General features: G+C 72.0%; 16 protein-coding genes. 9 read left to right on the top strand and 7 right to left on the bottom strand.

Annotation, left to right across the window (positions count from 1 at the left end):
• Positions 1-89 precede the first annotated feature (89 nt).
• Entirely contained in the window at positions 90-941 is an 852-nt protein-coding gene (locus HF577_RS00315) for an arylamine N-acetyltransferase family protein (RefSeq protein WP_246265193.1), read from the top strand.
• Between the two features lie 10 nt (positions 942-951).
• Here HF577_RS00315 and HF577_RS40030 read toward each other — a convergent pair whose 3' ends face one another.
• Genes HF577_RS40030 through HF577_RS00300 form a run of 3 tightly spaced genes read right to left on the bottom strand, consistent with a single transcriptional unit; the run spans position 952 to position 4,327 of the window.
• Complete coding sequence (locus tag HF577_RS40030) at positions 952-1,659, bottom strand: acyltransferase family protein (RefSeq protein ID WP_169393653.1); 708 nt, start codon at positions 1,657-1,659, stop codon at positions 952-954.
• Positions 1,656-3,905, bottom strand: coding sequence for a protein translocase subunit SecD (gene secD, locus HF577_RS00305; protein ID WP_169393652.1), 2,250 nt, complete (start codon positions 3,903-3,905; stop codon positions 1,656-1,658). The genes HF577_RS40030 and secD overlap by 4 nt, the downstream gene beginning before the upstream one ends.
• 47 nt (positions 3,906-3,952) lie before the next feature.
• Positions 3,953-4,327, bottom strand: coding sequence for a hypothetical protein (locus tag HF577_RS00300; RefSeq protein ID WP_169393651.1), 375 nt, complete (start codon positions 4,325-4,327; stop codon positions 3,953-3,955).
• Between the two features lie 360 nt (positions 4,328-4,687).
• Between HF577_RS00300 and HF577_RS00290 the strand changes: the two genes are divergently transcribed.
• Together HF577_RS00290 and HF577_RS00285 are read left to right on the top strand one after the other, a co-directional pair.
• Positions 4,688-5,140: a hypothetical protein gene (locus tag HF577_RS00290; RefSeq protein WP_169393650.1), complete on the top strand. Its 453-nt coding sequence runs from the start codon at positions 4,688-4,690 to the stop codon at positions 5,138-5,140.
• Entirely contained in the window at positions 5,137-5,472 is a 336-nt protein-coding gene (locus tag HF577_RS00285; protein ID WP_169393649.1) for a winged helix-turn-helix domain-containing protein, read from the top strand. Before HF577_RS00290 ends, HF577_RS00285 begins: the two co-directional genes overlap by 4 nt.
• A gap of 439 nt (positions 5,473-5,911) precedes the next feature.
• Here HF577_RS00285 and HF577_RS00280 read toward each other — a convergent pair whose 3' ends face one another.
• The 3 genes from HF577_RS00280 to HF577_RS00270 all read right to left on the bottom strand — a co-directional run bounded on the left by HF577_RS00280 (position 5,912) and on the right by HF577_RS00270 (position 7,789).
• Positions 5,912-6,379: a nuclear transport factor 2 family protein gene (locus HF577_RS00280; RefSeq protein WP_169393648.1), complete on the bottom strand. Its 468-nt coding sequence runs from the start codon at positions 6,377-6,379 to the stop codon at positions 5,912-5,914.
• Positions 6,380-6,503: 124 nt separating this feature from the next.
• The gene (locus tag HF577_RS00275; protein WP_169393647.1) at positions 6,504-7,307 is read right to left on the bottom strand and encodes a DsbA family protein; all 804 of its coding nucleotides are present in this window, start codon (positions 7,305-7,307) and stop codon (positions 6,504-6,506) included.
• Positions 7,304-7,789, bottom strand: coding sequence for a MauE/DoxX family redox-associated membrane protein (locus HF577_RS00270; RefSeq protein WP_169393770.1), 486 nt, complete (start codon positions 7,787-7,789; stop codon positions 7,304-7,306). Before HF577_RS00270 ends, HF577_RS00275 begins: the two co-directional genes overlap by 4 nt.
• Positions 7,790-8,044: 255 nt before the next feature.
• Between HF577_RS00270 and HF577_RS00265 the strand changes: the two genes are divergently transcribed.
• The 6 genes from HF577_RS00265 to proS all read left to right on the top strand — a co-directional run bounded on the left by HF577_RS00265 (position 8,045) and on the right by proS (position 16,434).
• On the top strand, positions 8,045-9,643 hold the full coding sequence (locus HF577_RS00265) for an acyl-CoA carboxylase subunit beta (protein WP_169393646.1): 1,599 nt from the start codon (positions 8,045-8,047) through the stop codon (positions 9,641-9,643).
• 8 nt (positions 9,644-9,651) lie between these two features.
• Positions 9,652-11,637, top strand: a complete 1,986-nt coding sequence (locus HF577_RS00260) for an acetyl/propionyl/methylcrotonyl-CoA carboxylase subunit alpha (protein WP_169393645.1) — start codon at positions 9,652-9,654, stop codon at positions 11,635-11,637.
• A 22-nt stretch (positions 11,638-11,659) separates the two neighbouring features.
• Positions 11,660-12,466, top strand: a complete 807-nt coding sequence (locus HF577_RS00255; RefSeq protein WP_169393644.1) for a TIGR03084 family metal-binding protein — start codon at positions 11,660-11,662, stop codon at positions 12,464-12,466.
• A 68-nt stretch (positions 12,467-12,534) separates the two neighbouring features.
• Positions 12,535-14,178 (top strand): acyclic terpene utilization AtuA family protein, encoded by a 1,644-nt coding sequence (locus HF577_RS00250; RefSeq protein WP_246265180.1) that lies wholly within the window; start codon positions 12,535-12,537, stop codon positions 14,176-14,178.
• Between the two features lie 76 nt (positions 14,179-14,254).
• Positions 14,255-14,905 carry a hypothetical protein gene (locus HF577_RS00245; protein ID WP_169393642.1) on the top strand — a complete coding sequence of 217 codons (651 nt, stop codon included), beginning with the start codon at positions 14,255-14,257 and terminating at the stop codon, positions 14,903-14,905.
• Positions 14,906-15,015: 110 nt separating this feature from the next.
• Positions 15,016-16,434, top strand: a complete 1,419-nt coding sequence (proS, locus tag HF577_RS00240) for a proline--tRNA ligase (RefSeq protein ID WP_211173576.1) — start codon at positions 15,016-15,018, stop codon at positions 16,432-16,434.
• A gap of 50 nt (positions 16,435-16,484) precedes the next feature.
• Here the strand turns inward: proS and HF577_RS39530 are convergent, their stop codons facing one another.
• Positions 16,485-17,414 carry a GntR family transcriptional regulator gene (locus HF577_RS39530; protein ID WP_169393640.1) on the bottom strand — a complete coding sequence of 310 codons (930 nt, stop codon included), beginning with the start codon at positions 17,412-17,414 and terminating at the stop codon, positions 16,485-16,487.
• Between the last annotated feature and the right edge of the window lie 93 nt (positions 17,415-17,507).

Raw genomic sequence — 17,507 nt, 5'->3', positions numbered from 1 at the left:
CGTGTGCATCACGTCGGAACGGATTGGACGACGAACCGATGGCCCTTGTCCACACCGGGTCCAGCGCCGCGGACGAATCCGTGAGTGTCATGGACGCACCCGTGCTCGACTCCGACCTCGCCGCCTACTTCCGCCGGATCGGCATGCCCGGTGCGGAGACCGATGCCCCGGCCCCCGGTCTCGCGACCCTGCGGCGGATCGTCGCCGGGCACGCGCGGTCGATCTCGTACGAGAACCTCGACAAGTTCACCGGGCGGGAGGTGCGGCTCGACCCGGCCACCCTGACCGCCAAGCTGGTCCACCGGGCCCGTGGCGGTGGCTGCTTCGAACAGAACATGCTGCTCCGTGGGGTGCTCGACGCCCTCGGCTACACGACGACCGGCCTTGCCGCGCGGGTGCTGTGGAACCGGGACGCCGGCGCGCCGATGCCCCCGCGCAGCCACATGCTGCTGCAGGTCGACCTGCCGGAAGGCCCGCACATCGTCGACGTCGGTTTCGGTGTCCTCACGCTCACCGGAGTGCTGGCGCTCGAACCCGACGTGGAACAGGCCACGCCGCACGAGCCGTTCCGTCTCCGGCCGGACGGGCGAGCCCTCGTGATGGAGGCCCGGACGGGAAGTCAGTGGCGCACGCTGTACCGGTTCGACCTCGCCGAGCAGTATCTCGCGGACTACGAGGTCAGTAGCTGGTACAACGCGCACCACCCCGATTCCAAGTTCGTCAACGGGCTGTTGATCGGGCGTCCGGACTCCGATCGCCGTTTCACCCTCAAAGGCACCAAGTCCGGCGGCGCCAGCCTCGCCGTGCATCATCTCGGCGGCCCGTCGGAGCGACGCGACCTGGAGTCACCCGCTGCGGTCCGGACTGCGCTGGAGGAGCATTTCCTGCTCGATCTCTCTGAACTGCCCGACCTCGACACAGCCCTCACCCGCCTTTTCTGACCGATTGCCGCTACTGCGTCGTGCGGAGGGGTTCGGCGAGCAGATCGGCCATCGTGGTGCTGTAGGTGGCGCTCAGGTGGTTGTCGTCGAGATAGACCACGATGTTCCCGATCACGGCCGGGCAGCGGGCGGTGTCGCAGACGGTGTCGGCGATGTCGAGGAACGTGAGGTTGGACGGGATGTCCGGCAGCCGTGTCCACGGCGGGGCCCGCGGGTAGACGTCGGCGCGCGCGGTTCCGCAGAGGAGTCGAGGTCGTCCGGCCGGCTCTGCACGCAGTCGGGGACGGAGTGGGCGAACCGGGGCGTGTCCCGCACATGGGCGTGCAGTCCCAGTTCTCGATACGCACCCAGTCGTCGTAGATCGACACAGGTGGCGGGAGCAGGGTGCCGGGTCCACGGCTCCGGTCCGGAGGGCCATCGCGCTGGGGTGGGTGGCGTCCCGTACCACGGCTGCCGCCGGCTCGAGACGCCGCAGCGTGCGGCTCCACTGCCGCCGGACGTCGAGAGTGCGCGCTTCGGCCGCCCGCACCAGCCCTCCGGTGAGCAGGAACCCGGTGAGCAGGAAGAACACGTCGACGCCGCCGGGCACGCGGTCGATCCACACGTGGTAGACCACGACGAGGATGATCGCCAGCGCGCGCAGTCCCTGCAGCTCGGGGCGCCGTACCGAGCCCTGCTGTGCGCGCGTGCTCCCGGCCGCCGGCTGGGGCACGGTCACACCACCGCTCCGGTGCTGCGGCGCCGGGCGGGCGCGCGCCGCGGTGCCGGCGGCCGGCGCCTGCCCTGCAGCTCGATCGCGAGCGGAGCCGCCACGCTGATCGTCGAGGCCGTTCCGACGACGATGCCCACGAGCAGGGCGAGCGCGAAGTCGACGAGCGTGTCGCCGCCCAGCAGGAGCAGCGCCACGAGGATGACCAGGGTGGACACACCGGTGTTGACGGTGCGGGGAAGCGTCGCCAGCACCGCCGACCCGACGAGCCTGCGCAGGGCAGGCCCGTGCTGGGTCGTCCAGCCCTCGCGGACCCGGTCGAACACGACCACCGAGTCGTTCACGGTGTAGCCGATCACCGTGAGCAGCGCCGCGAGGAACACCCCGTCCACAGGCCGGCCCCACCAGGCGAACACCCCGACGACCACGCTCACGTTGGCGATCAGGGCGACGACTGCGCCCGCGCTGAAGACCCAGCGGAAGCGGACGGCCAGGTAGATCAGCTGCGCGGCGAGCGCTACACCGAGCGCGACCAGTGCGCCGCGGCGCAGTTCCTCGCCGAGGCTCGGGCCGATCCGCTCATCGCGCAGCAGGTCCGCACCGCCCGCGGCGTCGGCCAGTACGTCGCGCAGGGCCGTGACGTCCTCGTCCGTGAGGTTGCCGCTACGGACGGACAGCCCGCCCGTGCCGGTGCTCTGCACGGCGACTCCGGGGAACCCGGCGTCGGCGACGGCCTCGCGCGCGACCTCGGGGTCGAGCAGCTGGGCGGTCGAGAACTCGACGGCGCGGCCCCCGGTGAACTCGACACCGAAGTTCAGCCCGCGGACAGCGACCCCGGCCAGCGCGAGCAGGACGACGACGGCCGAGCACGCCAGCCACCGCCGGTGCCTGCGCAGCAGGTCGGGGTCGCAGCGCCCGAGCCAGGTACGCACCGGCCCTGGCGAGGCCAGTCCCGACCACGCCGGCCGCCGCCGGATCGACGGGCGGCGCACGAGCCAGATCGTCAGCATCCGCGACAGCACGAGCGCGGAGTACAGCGAGACGAGCACGCCGAGAGTCAGGGTCACCCCGAACCCGCGCACCGGTCCGGACGCGAGGCCGAAGAGCAGGCCGGCGGCGAGCAGCGTCGTCACGGCCGAGTCGGCCACGGCGGGCAGTGCGCTGCGGTAGCCGATCTCGGCGGCCCGGTCCAGCCGCCGTACGCGCTGGTACTCCTCCCTCGCCCGCTCAGCCACCAGCACGTTGGCGTCGACCGCCATCCCGATCGCGAGCACGAAGCCGGCCAGCCCGGGCAGGGTGAGCGTCGCCCCCAGCGCGGTCAGGCCCGCGTAGCTGATCACCACGTACCCGACGAGCGCGGCCACGGCGGCCAGCCCGACGAGCCGGTAGGCCGTCAGCAGGAACACCCCGGTGAGCGCCACCCCGATCGCCGCGGCCACCGCACTGGCCTCGATCGCGGCCGCGCCGAGCGTGGGGCCGACCGTCCGCTGCTCGATGATCTCGACCGGGACCGGCAGCGCGCCTCCGGAGATGAGCACGGCGAGGTCGCCTGCCTGCTCCCGGCCGAATGACCCGGTGATCTGCGTCGAGCCGCCGGGCATGCCTGCCCCGCAGGCGATCGACGGATCGACCTGCGGGGAGGAGATCACGCTGTCGTCGAGCACGATCGCGATGCGCCGGGCCGGATCGCCGGGCGCCGCGCACGCCGCCTGCGCGGTGAGCGCCCGCCAGCGCTCCCGCCCGTCCCCGGCGAACGTGACGTCCACGACCGATCCGATGACGCCGGGCGTCGCGCTGGAGGCGCGGGCCCCGGAGACGTCCTCGCCGGCCAGGGCGGGTGGGCCGAGCGCCAGCGGCGTTCCGTCCTCGTCCGGCAGGACGCGGGCCGCGTCGACGCCGGTTGCCGGGCCGAGCACTGGGTGGATCGTGAGCTGGGCGGTCCGGCCGAGAACGTCGGCCGCCTCCGCCGGGTCCTCCAGGCCGGGTAGCTCGACGACGATGCGCCGCTCGCCCGAGCGGGACAGCGAGGGCTCGGCGACGCCCAGGCCGTCGACGCGGTCGCGGAGGACGCCCAGCACCCGATTGGTGGATGCGGCGTCGGCCACGATGCCGGGGGCGTCGCGGGTCTCCAGCGCGATCTGCGTGCCGCCACGCAGGTCGAGGCCGAGGGTGGGGGTCAGGGTCAGGGCTGACCAGATGGACGGGACGAGCACGGCGAGCGCCAACAGGGCGCGCACCAGCACGGATCGGTGCACAGGGGTCCTTGCGAACAGGGCCGCCGCGCATGCGCGGGGCCGGGGGATCAGATGGTCGGCTGATCCCCGGCGGGCGGCGCCCGCCCTGGTACCGCGGTGGACTCGCCCGTCCGCTGCCCGATCGTGCCGCGGACGGGCGCGTGTGAGCACACCGCAGGAGCGACGGGAGCGGGTGGTGCGGGGACGATCGCGGGGTGGCTGCCGATCCCCGCGCAGATCACCAGGGGGCGGTCGGTGCGCACCGTGGCGTCGCCTGCAGGCGACTGGTCGACACCCCAGCCGAACGCGGCGGGGCCGGCCGGCGCCGGGGCGGACGTTTCCGATGGGGCGGTGGGCAGAGCCGCGGCCGTGAGTGCGAGCGTGGCGAGCAGCACGAGCACCGAACCCAGCAGGCGCCGGACGAGCGCGCTCGACTGCTGCACGTCCTCGCCTCCCGATGTCGCCGCCCCCGAATCGGGCAAATCCTACTGGGCCTCCTGCCCCGGCCGGTCGTCCGTCACGGTCGCAGGGTCGGTGAACGCCCGCGAGACGGCTCTCATGGCGGCGGTGACCTCGGTGGGGACCATCCAGAACGTCGAGCCCGCGCTTTGGGCGAGCTGGGCAGCACCTGCGGGTACTGGTAGGCGAGCAGGTTCGGGTCGGGGTTGATGCGGTGCACGGCCTGGAACACCTCGTCGATCTCCGCTACTTCACCTGGCCGGTGTTCGGAGTTTGACTTGCCCGGGAGGAAAGTCGAGTGGTAACTTTCCTACCAGGCAAGTCAAAAGTCGGAGGGGATCGGAATGAACCACATCGAGGACGCCCACGCCGGCCTCGCGGAGGTCGCCAAGCGCCGCAACCAGGCCATCGACGGCGCGTCCCGCGGCCGGCACCGCGGCTGGGACGCCACCGGCATGCTCGCGATGCTCGCCGGCTTCGCAGCAATGGACCTTCCGGTGTCCGAGGCCCTGGGGCTGGCCCTCTTCTTCATCGGCATGGTCGCCGCCCTGATCTGCTTCACCCGCGCCGGGCGGCGCAGCACGGTCGTCATGCACAAGTCCCAGATGACGGGCCGGTTCTGGGCCGTCCTCGGTGGCATGGCGCTCGCCGCAGGCGCCCTCCTCTTCGGTCTGATGTGGCTCGTCGACCAGACCGACATCCCGTTGCGCAGCACCCTCGTCGGCGTGCTGTTCGTCGTCCTCGTCGCGGCAGGCGATCCGCTCTACCGGGTGCTGCTGCGCCGGACGACGGTATGACCACCCCAGCCGGCTTCGACGAGCTGATCCATCCGCCGACCCGGCTGGGCCTGATGGCACTCCTCGCGGCCACCGAGTGGGCGGAGTTCAGCTTCCTCAAGGAGAGCCTGGAGCTCACCGACTCCGCACTCTCCAAACAGGTCTCCACCCTCAGCGACGCCGGGTACGCCGAGATCCGCAAGGAAGGCGCCGGCCGCCGACGGCACACCCTGGTCACCCTGACCCCGCAAGGCCGCAAGGCCTTCGACGGCCACGTCGAGGCCCTGCGGCAACTGGTCAACCGCGCGCCCTCGGTGTCCGCATCCGGCGCCGCCCCGCGGGAAACGCGCTGACCCGACCCGTTGACCCGACCCGGCGGGCGCGGTGGTCGAGGTCTTCGCAGACCGGGTGGGCTCGTCGCAGAGGCTGTGGGGTCTGCGAGGAGTGCAGCGGCTCTGCGAGGACGTGGTGGGGGGTGGGCGCGCGAACTGGGCGACTCGCGCGCCTGAACCGGGCGACTCGCGGGGTGGTGGGGCGTCTTCGCAGCCTGGGTGGTTTCGTCGCAGGGGCTGTGGGGTCTGCGAGGAGCACGCCCGCTCTGCGAGGACTCGGTCGGGGCGACTCGCGGGTCTGTGGTCTTCGCCGAACTGCTGCTGACCAGGGCCCGGACAGCGGGGATCGGGGTGCTCGCGATCTCCCACGACCAGCCGCTGCTGGATGCCGTCGCCGACCGCACCCTCCACTGGGACGACATCATCCGCCTCGACGGAGCGTCCCCGGCCGGTGACGGGGTCAGAAGCCCAGGTCGCTCAGGCTCGGGTGATCGTCCGGACGGCGACCGAGCGGCCAGTGGTAGGCGCGCTCCGACTCGGTGATCGGCAGGTCGTTGATGGAGGCGTGCCGGACAGCCATGACGCCGTGCTCGTCGTACTCCCAGTTCTCGTTGCCGTAGGAGCGGAACCAGTTCCCGTCCAGGTCGTGGCACTCGTAGGCGAAGCGAACGGCAATCCGATTGCCCTCGAAGGCCCAGAGCTCCTTGATCAGCCGGTACTCCAGCTCTCGCTCCCACTTCCGCGTCAGGAAGGCGATGATCTCGTCGCGCCCGTGCAGGAACTCGTGACGATTGCGCCACCGGGAGTCGATCGTGTACCCCTGCGCCACCTTCTCCGGGTCGCGGCTGTTCCAGGAGTCCTCGGCGAGGCGCGCTTTCTCCCGCGCCGTCTCCAGCGTGTAGGGGGGAATCGGGTAGCGGTCGGCCATGCCAGCTCCTCGATCATTCGTAGGAAACGGCGACGGTCCCGGAGGTCCGGGCGCCGAGCCCCACGTTAAGAGCCGCGATACAGCATGGCATCACGCGTCCGAGCGATGTGTACGACCGCGCCGGTCAGTGGGTCGGGACCACCGAGCTGAGCCAGTTGGGGTCCTGCTGCCAGTTGACGACCTTGCCGTTCGCCACCACGGTCGGCGTGCCGAAGGCGCCCTGCTGCTGGAGGGCGGGGTCGGCCTCCGCGGCGGTCAGGTTCGACTGGATCTTGGCGCCGTAGGTGTTGCCGTTGACCACGGAGTCGAAGGCGGGGCCGCTGACGCCCAGCCGCCCGGCCAGGTTGGACAGCTGGGCCTGTGTCCAGCCGGGTCCGTTCTCCTCGGGCTGCTTGCTGAACAGGCTGTCGTGGAAGTCGATGAACTTGTCCGGTGCCGCCGCAGCGACCGCGAGCGCGGTGTTCGCGGCCATCGTCGAGTAGCCCGACGGGGTCGAGCGGTCATCGAGCAGGTTGAGCATGTGGTAGCGGACCTTGATGGTGCCCGCCTCGAGCTGCTTCTCCATGGCGGGGAAGTTGGCCGACTCGAACTCCCCGCAGATCGGGCAGAGGAAGTCCTCGTACGCGTCGATCGTGGTGGGTGCGGTCGGCTTTCCGGCCAGCACGGTGGCCGTCGCCGGGTCGAGCACCACCGGGTACTGGGCGGCACCGGCCACCGTCACGGTCGGGATGACCGACTGTGCCGCGGTCGTGGCCTTCTGCTTCTGGAGGAAGACCCCGCCGAAGACCGCCGCCGCGATCACCACGATCACGATGGCGGCGACGATGTTCTTGCGCTTGTTGTCGCGGTCGGCCCGGGCGGCGGCGACCGCCCGGCCCGACGAGGCCGACTTCCGCTTTGTGCCCTTGCTCTGCTGGGTGTTGCTCACGATGCGTTCTCCAGTGTCACGGGTTCCGGTTGCGAGCGGATGAGCCAGCCGTCGACGGAGGCGAACGTCCTCGGTCGGACGACGAGCCACACGGCGAGCAGCAGGAACCCGGTGTCGCGCAGGATCTCCTCGGGGTAGTGCGTCTGGCCCGCCGCGACCTGCCCGCCGCCGCCGAAGCAGCCGCAGTCGATGGTCAGGCCGCGGGCCCACGACTGCGCGATGCCGGCGATGTAGACGAGCAGCACGATCCCGGACAGCACCGCCACCAGGCGGACGCCGACGCCGAGCACCAGCAGCAGGCCGAGTGCCAGCTCCAGGAACGGCAGCACCCCTGCCACCACGCTCACTAGGCCGTCCGGGATCAGCTCGTAGGCCTTCACCGACGCCACGGTGCCCCCGGGGTCGGCCAGCTTGATCGCGCCCGACACGAGCCACACGGCAGCCAGGCCCAGCCGGGCGAGGGTGCCGACGGTGTCGAGCATTCGGGTCGAGGGACGCGCCACGCTCGCGAGGCTACCGCCGGAAAATGTGAGTCCCCGGGGGAGAAGCATCACGCGGTGCGGGGCGGATCAGCGGTCGTCCGCCTGCTCGACTCGCCCGTGCCGCTCATGACCCCGTGGCGCCCGGCCGCACCTGGAACCGCGCGGTACGGTCGACGCCCCGCCGCCCCCGTCCAATGGCAAGATCCAGAAGCACGTGGTCCGGGAGCTGCACGCCGGGCACTACCAGGGAGCCCGATGACCGTACTGAGGTCGCAGCTCGACGTGTCCTCCGAGACGTATGCGAGCCACCGCACGGCCCAGCTCGAGGTGCTGGCGCAGCTGGACGAGCAGCTGGAGCTGGTGGTCGCGGGCGGCGGCGAGCGCTACACCCAGCGGCACCGCGAGCGGGGGAAGCTCCCGGTCCGTGAGCGCCTGGAGCTGCTGCTCGACCCGGACAGCCCGTTCCTGGAGCTCTCGGCGCTGGCGGCGTGGGGCACCGGGTTCACCGTCGGCGCGTCCGTCCTCACCGGGATCGGCGTGGTCTGCGGTGTGGAGTGCATGGTCGTCGGCCACGACCCCACCGTGCGCGGCGGCGCGATGAACCCCTACTCGTTGCGCAAGGCGCTGCGCGCGCTGGAGATCGCCCGGGTCAACCGGCTGCCGGTGGTCAACCTCGTCGAGTCCGGTGGTGCCGACCTGCCCACGCAGGCCGATCTGTTCGTGCCGGCCGGGCGGATCTTCCACGAGCTCACCGAGCTGTCGTCGCTGGGCATCCCGACCGTGGCGATCGTCTTCGGGAACTCGACCGCGGGAGGTGCGTACGTGCCCGGCATGTGCGACTACGCCGTGCTGGTCGACCGCCGGGCGAAGGTGTTCCTCGGCGGCCCGCCGCTGGTCAAGATGGCCACCGGCGAGGAGTCCGACGACGAGTCGCTCGGTGGCGCCGAGATGCACTCCCGCGTCTCCGGGCTGTCGGACTACTTCGCCGTCGACGAGCACGACGCCATCCGGCTCGGCCGGCAGATCATCTCCCGGATCAACTGGCGCAAGCTCGGGCCGCCGCCGTCGGCGGCCCCCGAACCGCCGCGCTACGACCCGGAGGAGATCCTCGGGATCATCCCCCCGGACCCGAAGGTGCCGTTCGACCCCCGCGAGGTGCTGGCGCGCACCGTCGACGGCTCGGACTTCGACGAGTACAAGCCGCTCTACGGCACCTCCCTCGTCACGGGCTGGGCGAGCATCCACGGCTATCCGGTGGGCGTGCTCGCCAACCACCGCGGCGTGCTGTTCAGCGAGGAGGCCAAGAAGGCCAGCGAGTTCATCCTGCTCGCGAACCAGACCGACACGCCGCTCGTGTTCCTGCAGAACACCACCGGATACATGGTCGGGGCCCGGTACGAGCAGGGCGGGATCATCAAGGACGGCGCGAAGATGATCAATGCGGTCACCAACAGCACCGTGCCGCACCTGACGATCACCATGGCGTCGTCGTTCGGGGCGGGCAACTACGGCATGTCCGGCCGCGGGTACGACCCGCGGCTGCTGTTCGCCTGGCCGGGCGCCAAGCTGGCCGTGATGGGCGCGGCGCAGCTCGCGGGCGTGATGTCGATCGTCGGACGCGCCTCGGCGGAGTCGCAGGGCAAGCCGTTCGATGAGGAGGCCGACCGGCGGCGGACCGCCGCGATCGAGGCCCAGATCGAGGCCGAGTCGCACGCCTTCCACATCACCGCCCGGCTCTACGACGACGGCATCGTCGACCCCCGCGACACCCGGACCGTGCTCGGCATGTCGCTGTCCGCCGTCCACTCGACCACCGTCGCCGGCCGCCGCGGCTTCGGCGTCTTCCGGATGTGAGCGCCCCCATGCCGTCCACCCGGATCTCGAAGCTCCTGGTCGCCAACCGTGGGGAGATCGCCGCGCGGATCATGCGCACCGCCCACGCCATGGGTGTCGCCACCGTGGCGGTGTACTCCGACCCGGACGCCGACGCCCCCTTCGTCCGGCTGGCCGACGAGGCGGTGCGGCTGCCCGGATCCGCCCCGGCGCAGACCTACCTGCGCGGCGACCTCGTCGTCGCCGCGGCCAGGGCCACCGGCGCCGACGCCGTGCACCCCGGGTACGGCTTCCTGTCCGAGAACGCCGGCTTCGCCCGGGCCTGTGCGGAGGCGGGGCTGACCTTCGTCGGACCCTCGCCGGACGCGATCGCGTCGATGGGGTCGAAGCTCGAGGCCAAGGCTCTGATGGAGAAGGCCGGGGTGCCGGTGCTGCCCGGCGCCGTCGTCACCGGGGATACCGACCTGGCCGCGGTCGCCGCGGGCATCGGGTTCCCGGTGCTGGTCAAGGCCGCGTTCGGCGGTGGCGGACGTGGGATGCGGACCGTCGCGGAGCCCGCTGAGCTGGCGGCGGCCGTCGAGGGGGCGCGGCGGGAGGCCGCGTCGGCGTTCGGCGACGGGACGGTGTTCCTGGAGCGGTTCGTGGTCGACCCCCGCCACGTCGAGGTGCAGATCCTGGGCGACGCCCACGGCGAGGTCGTGCACCTGTTCGAGCGGGAGTGCTCCATCCAGCGCCGCTACCAGAAGATCGTCGAGGAGAGCCCGTCGCCGGTCGTCGACCACGCGCTGCGTGCCGAGCTCGGCGCCGCGGCCGTGGCGGCCGGGAAGGCGATCGGCTACACCGGCGCCGGGACCGTGGAGTTCGTGCTGGACCGGGAGGGGCGCTTCTTCTTCCTCGAGGTCAACACCCGGTTGCAGGTGGAGCACCCGGTCACCGAGCTGGTCACCGGACTGGACCTGGTGGAGCTGCAGCTGCGGGTGGCCGAGGGGGAGCCGCTGCCGCCGGAGGTCACCGGCGCCGCGATCACCGGGAACGCGGTCGAGGTCCGGCTCTACGCCGAGGACGTCGCCTCGGGTTTCCTGCCTGCCACCGGGACGCTGCACCGTTTCCGCGTCCCGGCGCTGCCCGGAGTGCGCGTCGACTCGGGCGTGGTCGACGGCTCGGTCGTCGGCACCCACTACGACCCGATGCTGGCCAAGGTGATCGCCCACGGCCGCACCCGCGTCGAGGCGGTGCGGGTGCTGGCCCGGGCGCTGCAGCGGGCCGAGATCCACGGCGTGACGACCAACCGGGACCTGCTCGTCGGGATCCTCCGCGAGCCGGAGTTCCTCGCCGGGCGCACCGACACCGGCTACCTGACCAGGCACGACCCTCGCGCGCTCGGTGCGGGGGCCGCCGGTGGGCCGGTGCACGCCGCGGCCGCCGCGCTCGCCGCCCAGGCCGCGAACCGGGCGTCGGCACGGGTGCTGGGCGGCTTCCCGTCCGGCTGGCGCAACGTCGGCGGGCCGCCGCAGCGCGCCGGCTACACCCTGGGCGAGCAGGCGTTCGAGGTCACCTACGCCTTCCGCCGGGCCGGGCTGGAGCTGGCGGTGAACGGCGAGCCGCTGCCCGTCCGGCTCCTGGGGGCGGCACCGGACGCCGTGGACCTGGAGGTGGGGGGCGTGCGGCGGACCTACGCCGTGCACCGCGTGCCCGGCTGGTCCTATGTGGACGGACCGGACGGGTCCGCCGCACTGGCCGAGGTGCCGCGCTTCGCCGATCCGAACGCCGTCGCCCACCCCGGGTCGCTGCTGGCGCCCATGCCCGGCGGCGTGGTGCGGGTGCTCGCCGGGCCCGGTGATGCCGTCACCGCGGGGCAGCCGCTCGTGGTGCTGGAGGCGATGAAGATGGAGCACACCGTCGCAGCGCCGGTCGACGGGATCGTCGCCGACATGGCGGTCGCGCCCGGCGCCCAGGTGGACACCGGGCAGGTGCTGGCCGTGGTGGAGGAGGCCGGCGTGGACGGTCGACGATGACCAGCGCGGGAGGCAGCAGCCGATGCCGGTATCGATGACGGCGCTCGCCGACGACCTCGCGGCCGAGTCCGCCGTCCTGCGCGCGATGGTCGCCGGCCTGGAGGAGGGCGGGTGGCGGCGCGACACCCCCGCCGTGGGGTGGACGGTTGCCGACCAGGTCTCGCACCTGGCCTTCTTCGACGACCTGGCCGTGCAGTCTGCCGTTGATCCCGACGGCTTCCGCGCCGAGCGGCAGCGGGTGGAGGCCGCGGGCGGGGTGGACCCGGACGCCGTCGCCGCCCGGTACCGCGACCGGTCCGGTGCCGAGCTGCTGCACTGGTTCGACCGGTCGCGCGACCGGCTGGTCGAGACGTTCCGCGGGCTCGATCCGCGCCTGCGGGTGCCGTGGTTCGGGCCGGAGATGAGCGCGGGGTCGTCGCTGACGGCACGGATCATGGAGACCTGGGCGCACGGGCAGGACGTCGCCGACGCGCTCGGGGTCGTGCGGGAGCCGAGTGCGCGGCTGCGGCACGTCGCCCACATCGGCGTCGGAGCCCGGGCGTTCAGCTACGCGGTCCACGACCGTGCGCTGCCCGACGTCCCGGTCCGGGTCGAGCTGGACGCCCCCGACGGGTCGGTGTGGACGTGGGGTCCGGCGGACGCCGCGAACCGGATCGCCGGCCCGGCGCTGGACTTCGCCCTCCTCGTCACCCAGCGGCGCCACCGTGACGACCTCGCGCTGGAGGTCACGGGGCCGGCCGCCCGGGAGTGGGTCGAGATCGGGCAGGCGTTCGCCGGGACGGCGGGCACCGGCCGCGAGCCCGGGCAGTTCGCGGGAGGGCCGGCGTGAGCAGGCGCGCCGTGCGCATCGGCAACTGCTCGGGCTTCTACGGCGACCGGATCGAGGCCGCCCGCGAGATGGTCGAGGGGGGCCCGATCGACGTGCTGTGCGGCGACTACCTCGCCGAGCTGACCATGCTGATCCTGGCGAAGGCGCAGGCCAAGGACCCCTCGGCGGGATACGCGCGGACGTTTCTGACCCAGGTCGAGGCGGTGCTCGGGACGTGCCTGGAGCGGGGCATCCGCATCGTCGCCAACGCCGGCGGTCTCAACCCCGCCGGGCTGGCCGCGGCCGTCCGTGAGGTCGCCGCCGGGCTGGGGCTCACGGCGCGGGTGGCGCACGTGGAGGGCGACGACCTGCGCGGCTCGCTGGGGGCGGTCGTCCCGCCCGTCGAGGGCCAGCCGGTGTCGGCGAACGCCTACCTCGGCGGCTGGGGGATCACGCGGGCCCTCGCGGCCGGGGCCGACGTGGTGGTGACCGGGCGGGTCACCGACGCCTCGCTCGTCGTCGGGCCCGCGGCGTGGTGGCACGGCTGGGGCCGCGGGGACTGGGACGCGCTGGCCGGCGCGGTGGTCGCCGGGCACGTGATCGAGTGCGGACCGCAGGCGACCGGTGGCAACTACGCCTTCCTCGACGAGCTCACCGACCGCCGCTACCCCGGGTTCCCGATCGCCGAGGTCGCCGCGGACGGATCGTCGGTGATCACCAAGCACCCCGGGACGGGCGGCCTGGTCTCGGTCGGCACGGTCACCGCCCAGCTGCTCTACGAGATCGCCGAGCCCGCCTACCTCGGCCCGGACTGCACCGCGCACTTCGACACGATCCGGCTGGCCCAGGACGGCGAGCACCGGGTGGCGATCTCCGGCGTGCGCGGCAGCGCGCCGCCGCCGATGCTCAAGGTCGCGCTCAACGAGGCGGGCGGCTTCCGCAACACCGTGACGCTGGTGCTCACCGGGCTGGACATCGAGGCCAAGGCCGCGCACGCCGAGGCTCTGCTGTTCGAGGTGCTCGGGGGCAGGGACCGGTTCGCCGAGGTCGATGTCCGGCTGTTGCGCTTCGACACCCCGGACGCGCCGTCGAACGAGCGCGCCACCGCGCACCTGCGGATCACGGTCAAGGACCTCGACCCGCGCACGGTCGGCCGCGCGTTCTCCAACGCCGCCATGGAGCTCGCGCTGGGCGGGTACGCGGGCTTCCACACCACGTCCCCGCCCACCCCGGAGTCGGCCTTCGGGATCTACCGGCCCGCCGCCGTCCCGCGCTCGGCCGTGCGGCACACGGTGGTCCTGCCCGGCGGCGAGCGGCTGGTGATCGACGATCCGGAGGTCGGTGAGGCGCCTGCGCCGCCGCAGGCTCCCGCCCCCGCGCCGGTCGAGGACGGGCCGCACACGGCGGTCCCGCTCGGTGTCGTGTGCGGCGCGCGGTCCGGGGACAAGGGCGGCAACGCCAACATCGGGCTGTGGACCCGCACCGAGGCCGAGTACGCGTGGCTGCGGCGCTTCCTGACCGCCGACAAGGCCCGCGAACTGCTCGGACCCGAGGCGGCGGACCTCACGATCGACGTGTGGGCGCTCCCCAACCTGCTGGCGCTCAACGTCGTCGTGCACGGGATCCTCGGCGCGGGTGTCGCCTCCTCCACCCGCCCGGACCCGCAGGCGAAAGGGCTGGGGGAGTACCTGCGCAGCAGGGTTGTGGAGGTACCGGTCAAGCTGCTTTCGTGATGCGCAGCGTGGGATCCGCAATTCCGAATACCCGTGTGATCAGGCATGTTTCACGTAGGTCGGGAGGAGTCACAGCGTGAGGGCGAAAGAGCAACATCCGGGCAAAGAAAAGGTCGCACCCAAGCGGCAGGCGCCGCAGCGAGCCGATGTCGATCACGCCGGCGCCACGTCTCCGTTGCTCTCTCCGCACAACATCGTGCAACTCCAGCGTTCCAGCGGCAATCAGGCGGTCAACCAGCTGATCGCTCAAAGAATGGACGAGGACGGAGCTGAAAGCGCCCCCACCGTTCTCACGGGTGTCGAGGTCACCCAGGGCAACGGCAAGGGCAAGGTCATCAGCGCCACCGATACCTCGAAGACGCTGTCCACCACGGACATGGGGCCGTGTGTCGCTGTCTGCGGGTACAACGGCCAGATCGCTTTCATGATCCACAGCGACTCCACGGGGACCGGCGGAAAGGGCCGCATCGACCTGATCACCGGCTTGCGGGCGTTGGTCGGCGGCATCGGCCAGGGGGCCGGCTTCACGCTCACCCTGATCGGGGGCTCCGTGCAGGGCACGATGCAGTACCTCAAGAGGGAGGGGCACCTGCCCGACGCCCATTTCGTCGAGGGCGGGGAAGCCGATGGTGCCTACATCACCTGGAACGGGATGGTGGCCCCCAACAAGAGAAGGCTGGCCGGGAAAATGAACGTGCCTGAAGTAAAGGTCACCTTCGAAGAGTAGTACGACAAGCGCCTGTCGATCCGGCGACCCCGAAAACTGCTTGCTCGCTCCGGCTACCGTCATGACTGTCCGTTCCGATGTGCCGCCGGCACACAAGAAGAGGCAGGATCGTGGCCACAGCCGTACTCACCTCGCAGGCGGAGAACTTCCCCGCCTGGTACCAGGATGTCGTTGCTCGCGCCGAGTTGGCCGACAACGGTCCGGTTCGAGGGACCATGGTCATCCGACCGTGGGGCTACGCGATCTGGGAACTCATGCAGGCCGACATGGATCGTCGGATCAAGGCGACCGGCGCCCAGAACGCCGCGTTCCCGCTGTTCATCCCCATGAGCTTCCTGGAGAAGGAGAAGCAGCACGTCGAGGGTTTCTCCCCCGAACTGGCCGTGGTCACCCACGGCGGGGGGGAGCAGCTCGCCGAGCCGCTGGTGGTGCGCCCCACCTCCGAGACGGTCATCAACCATTACTTCGCCAAATGGGTTCAGTCCCATCGTGACCTGCCGCTGATGATCAACCTCTGGAACAACGTGGTCCGCTGGGAGCTGCGGCCGCGGCTGTTCCTGCGTACCACCGAGTTCCTCTGGCAGGAGGGCCACACCGTCCACGCCACCTATGACGACGCGGTTGCGGAGACCCGGCGCATGCTGGAGGTCTACCAGCGGTTCATGGAGGAGACGCTGGCGATCTCGGTCGCGGTGGGAGAGAAGTCGCCTGATGAGCGCTTCGCCGGTGCCGACCACACCTTCACGTGCGAGGCGCTGATGCGCGACGGCAAGGCGCTCCAGATGGGCACCAGCCACAACCTCGGCCACAGCTTCGCGCGTGCCTTCGACATCCGTTACCTGGACGCGCGCGGCCACCGCCGCTACGCCGCCACCACCTCCTGGGGCACGTCCACCCGGATGATCGGCGGGGTGATCATGGTCCACGGCGACGACCACGGGCTGCGCCTGCCCCCGTCGATCGCGCCGCACCAGGTGGTGGTCATGCAGCTGGGAGAGGAGAACGAGGTCGCAGAGGCGACCGAGCGCATCGTCGCGGAGCTGCGCGCCGCCGGCGTCCGCGCGCACGCCGACACGCGTGCCCACACCTCGTTCGGCCGGCGCACTGTCGACTGGGAGCTGAAGGGCGTCCCCGTCCGGATCGAGGTGGGTGCGCGGGAGCTGGCCGCCGGGCAGGCCACCGTGGTCCGGCGCGACACCCGTACCAAGCGTCCGGTGCCGCTGGACGGGGCCGCACGGGCCGCCGAAGGCCTGCTCGAGGAGATTCAGCGGACGCTGTTCGAGGACTCCCGCACCTTCCGCGAACAGCACACCCATCCCGTCACCGACCTCGACGAGCTCACGCAGCGCGTCGGCGACGGAGGGCTGTACCTCGCCGCCTGGTCCGGCGCGGAGGGGTCGGAGCGCGCGCTCAGCGAGGGCACCGGTGCCACGATCCGATGCATCGTCGACGCCGACCCTCCCGCACCCACGTGTCTGATGACGGGCGAACCCGCGAAGTACACGGTCCTGATCGGGCGGGCCTACTAGGAGAGCGCAGTTCGGAGCCATAGTGCTGTCTGGCGGCTCGGAGAACAGCGCTATGGCTCCGGAGTGCTCCGGGCCAGCCGGGCCGCGAGGCCGTCCAGGTGGCGGGTCACGGCGTGATCCAGCAGGGCGTCCAGGTCCTGCACCCCTTCAGGCGCGACGGCGGCCAGCCGAGGGTAGCGGCCGGAGGCCATGAGGGCGCGCACCTCGTCGTCGAGCGTGACCCACCACTGGTCGTTGGCCATCCCGGTCTCCCGCTCGGCCCGCATCTCCGCTGCCGCGGTGGCGGCGAGGCCGCGGACGATGGCGGGCAGGGTGAGCGCCTCCCGCGTCTTCTCGATGGAGGTCAGGGGCAGCCCGTCGAGCGCCCGCAACGTCCACTCGGTGTGGGCCATCGCCTCCGGCGCGAGCAGTGGCCTGGTCAGGGAGATCAGCTCGGGCAGCCACGGGTGCCTGCGGTACGCCGCCCATTCCACGCGGCTCACCAGCTCCAGCTTCGCGCGCCACCCGGGCGGCCCCGGGTCGGGCAGCCGATGCGCACGGAACACGGCCCGGACGAGCAGGTGCTCCAGCTCCTCGCGCCCGGACAGGTGCCGGTACAACGACATCGGGCCCACGCCGAGCTCGGCGGCGAGCCGGCGCATCGACACGGCGTCCAGGCCCTCCGCGTCGGCCACCGCGATGCCGGTGGCCACGATCCGCTCCGTCGTGAGTGCCCGGTCCGGTGGGCGTCCGGCGCGCCGCGCCGGCGGTTCCGGGGCGCGCACGACCGTGCCCGATCCCGGCCGGGTGACCACCAGTCCCTCGTCCCGCAGGACCGCGAGAGCCCTCGTGGCCGTGGCCATGGCGACGCCGAAGTCGCGAACCACCTGACGGGTGGACGGCACGCGATCACCAGGCCGGAGCGCGCCCGACGTGATCCGGTGACGGATGGCCGCGGCGACCCGAAGGTAGGGCCGCTCGCTCTCCTCGACTGGCGACACCGTCCAACTGTACTAGTACGAACGGGCCTGGAACGACGGCAAGTGTGGATTCCCCGCTTCAGATGGATCGGGCCAACTAGGGCACTTCAAAAG

The sequence above is a fragment of the Pseudonocardia xinjiangensis genome (assembly GCF_012911925.1).
In the GTDB taxonomy this organism is placed as follows: Bacteria; Actinomycetota; Actinomycetes; order Mycobacteriales; family Pseudonocardiaceae; genus Pseudonocardia; species Pseudonocardia xinjiangensis.
This window is presented reverse-complemented; position numbering and strand designations above follow the sequence as displayed.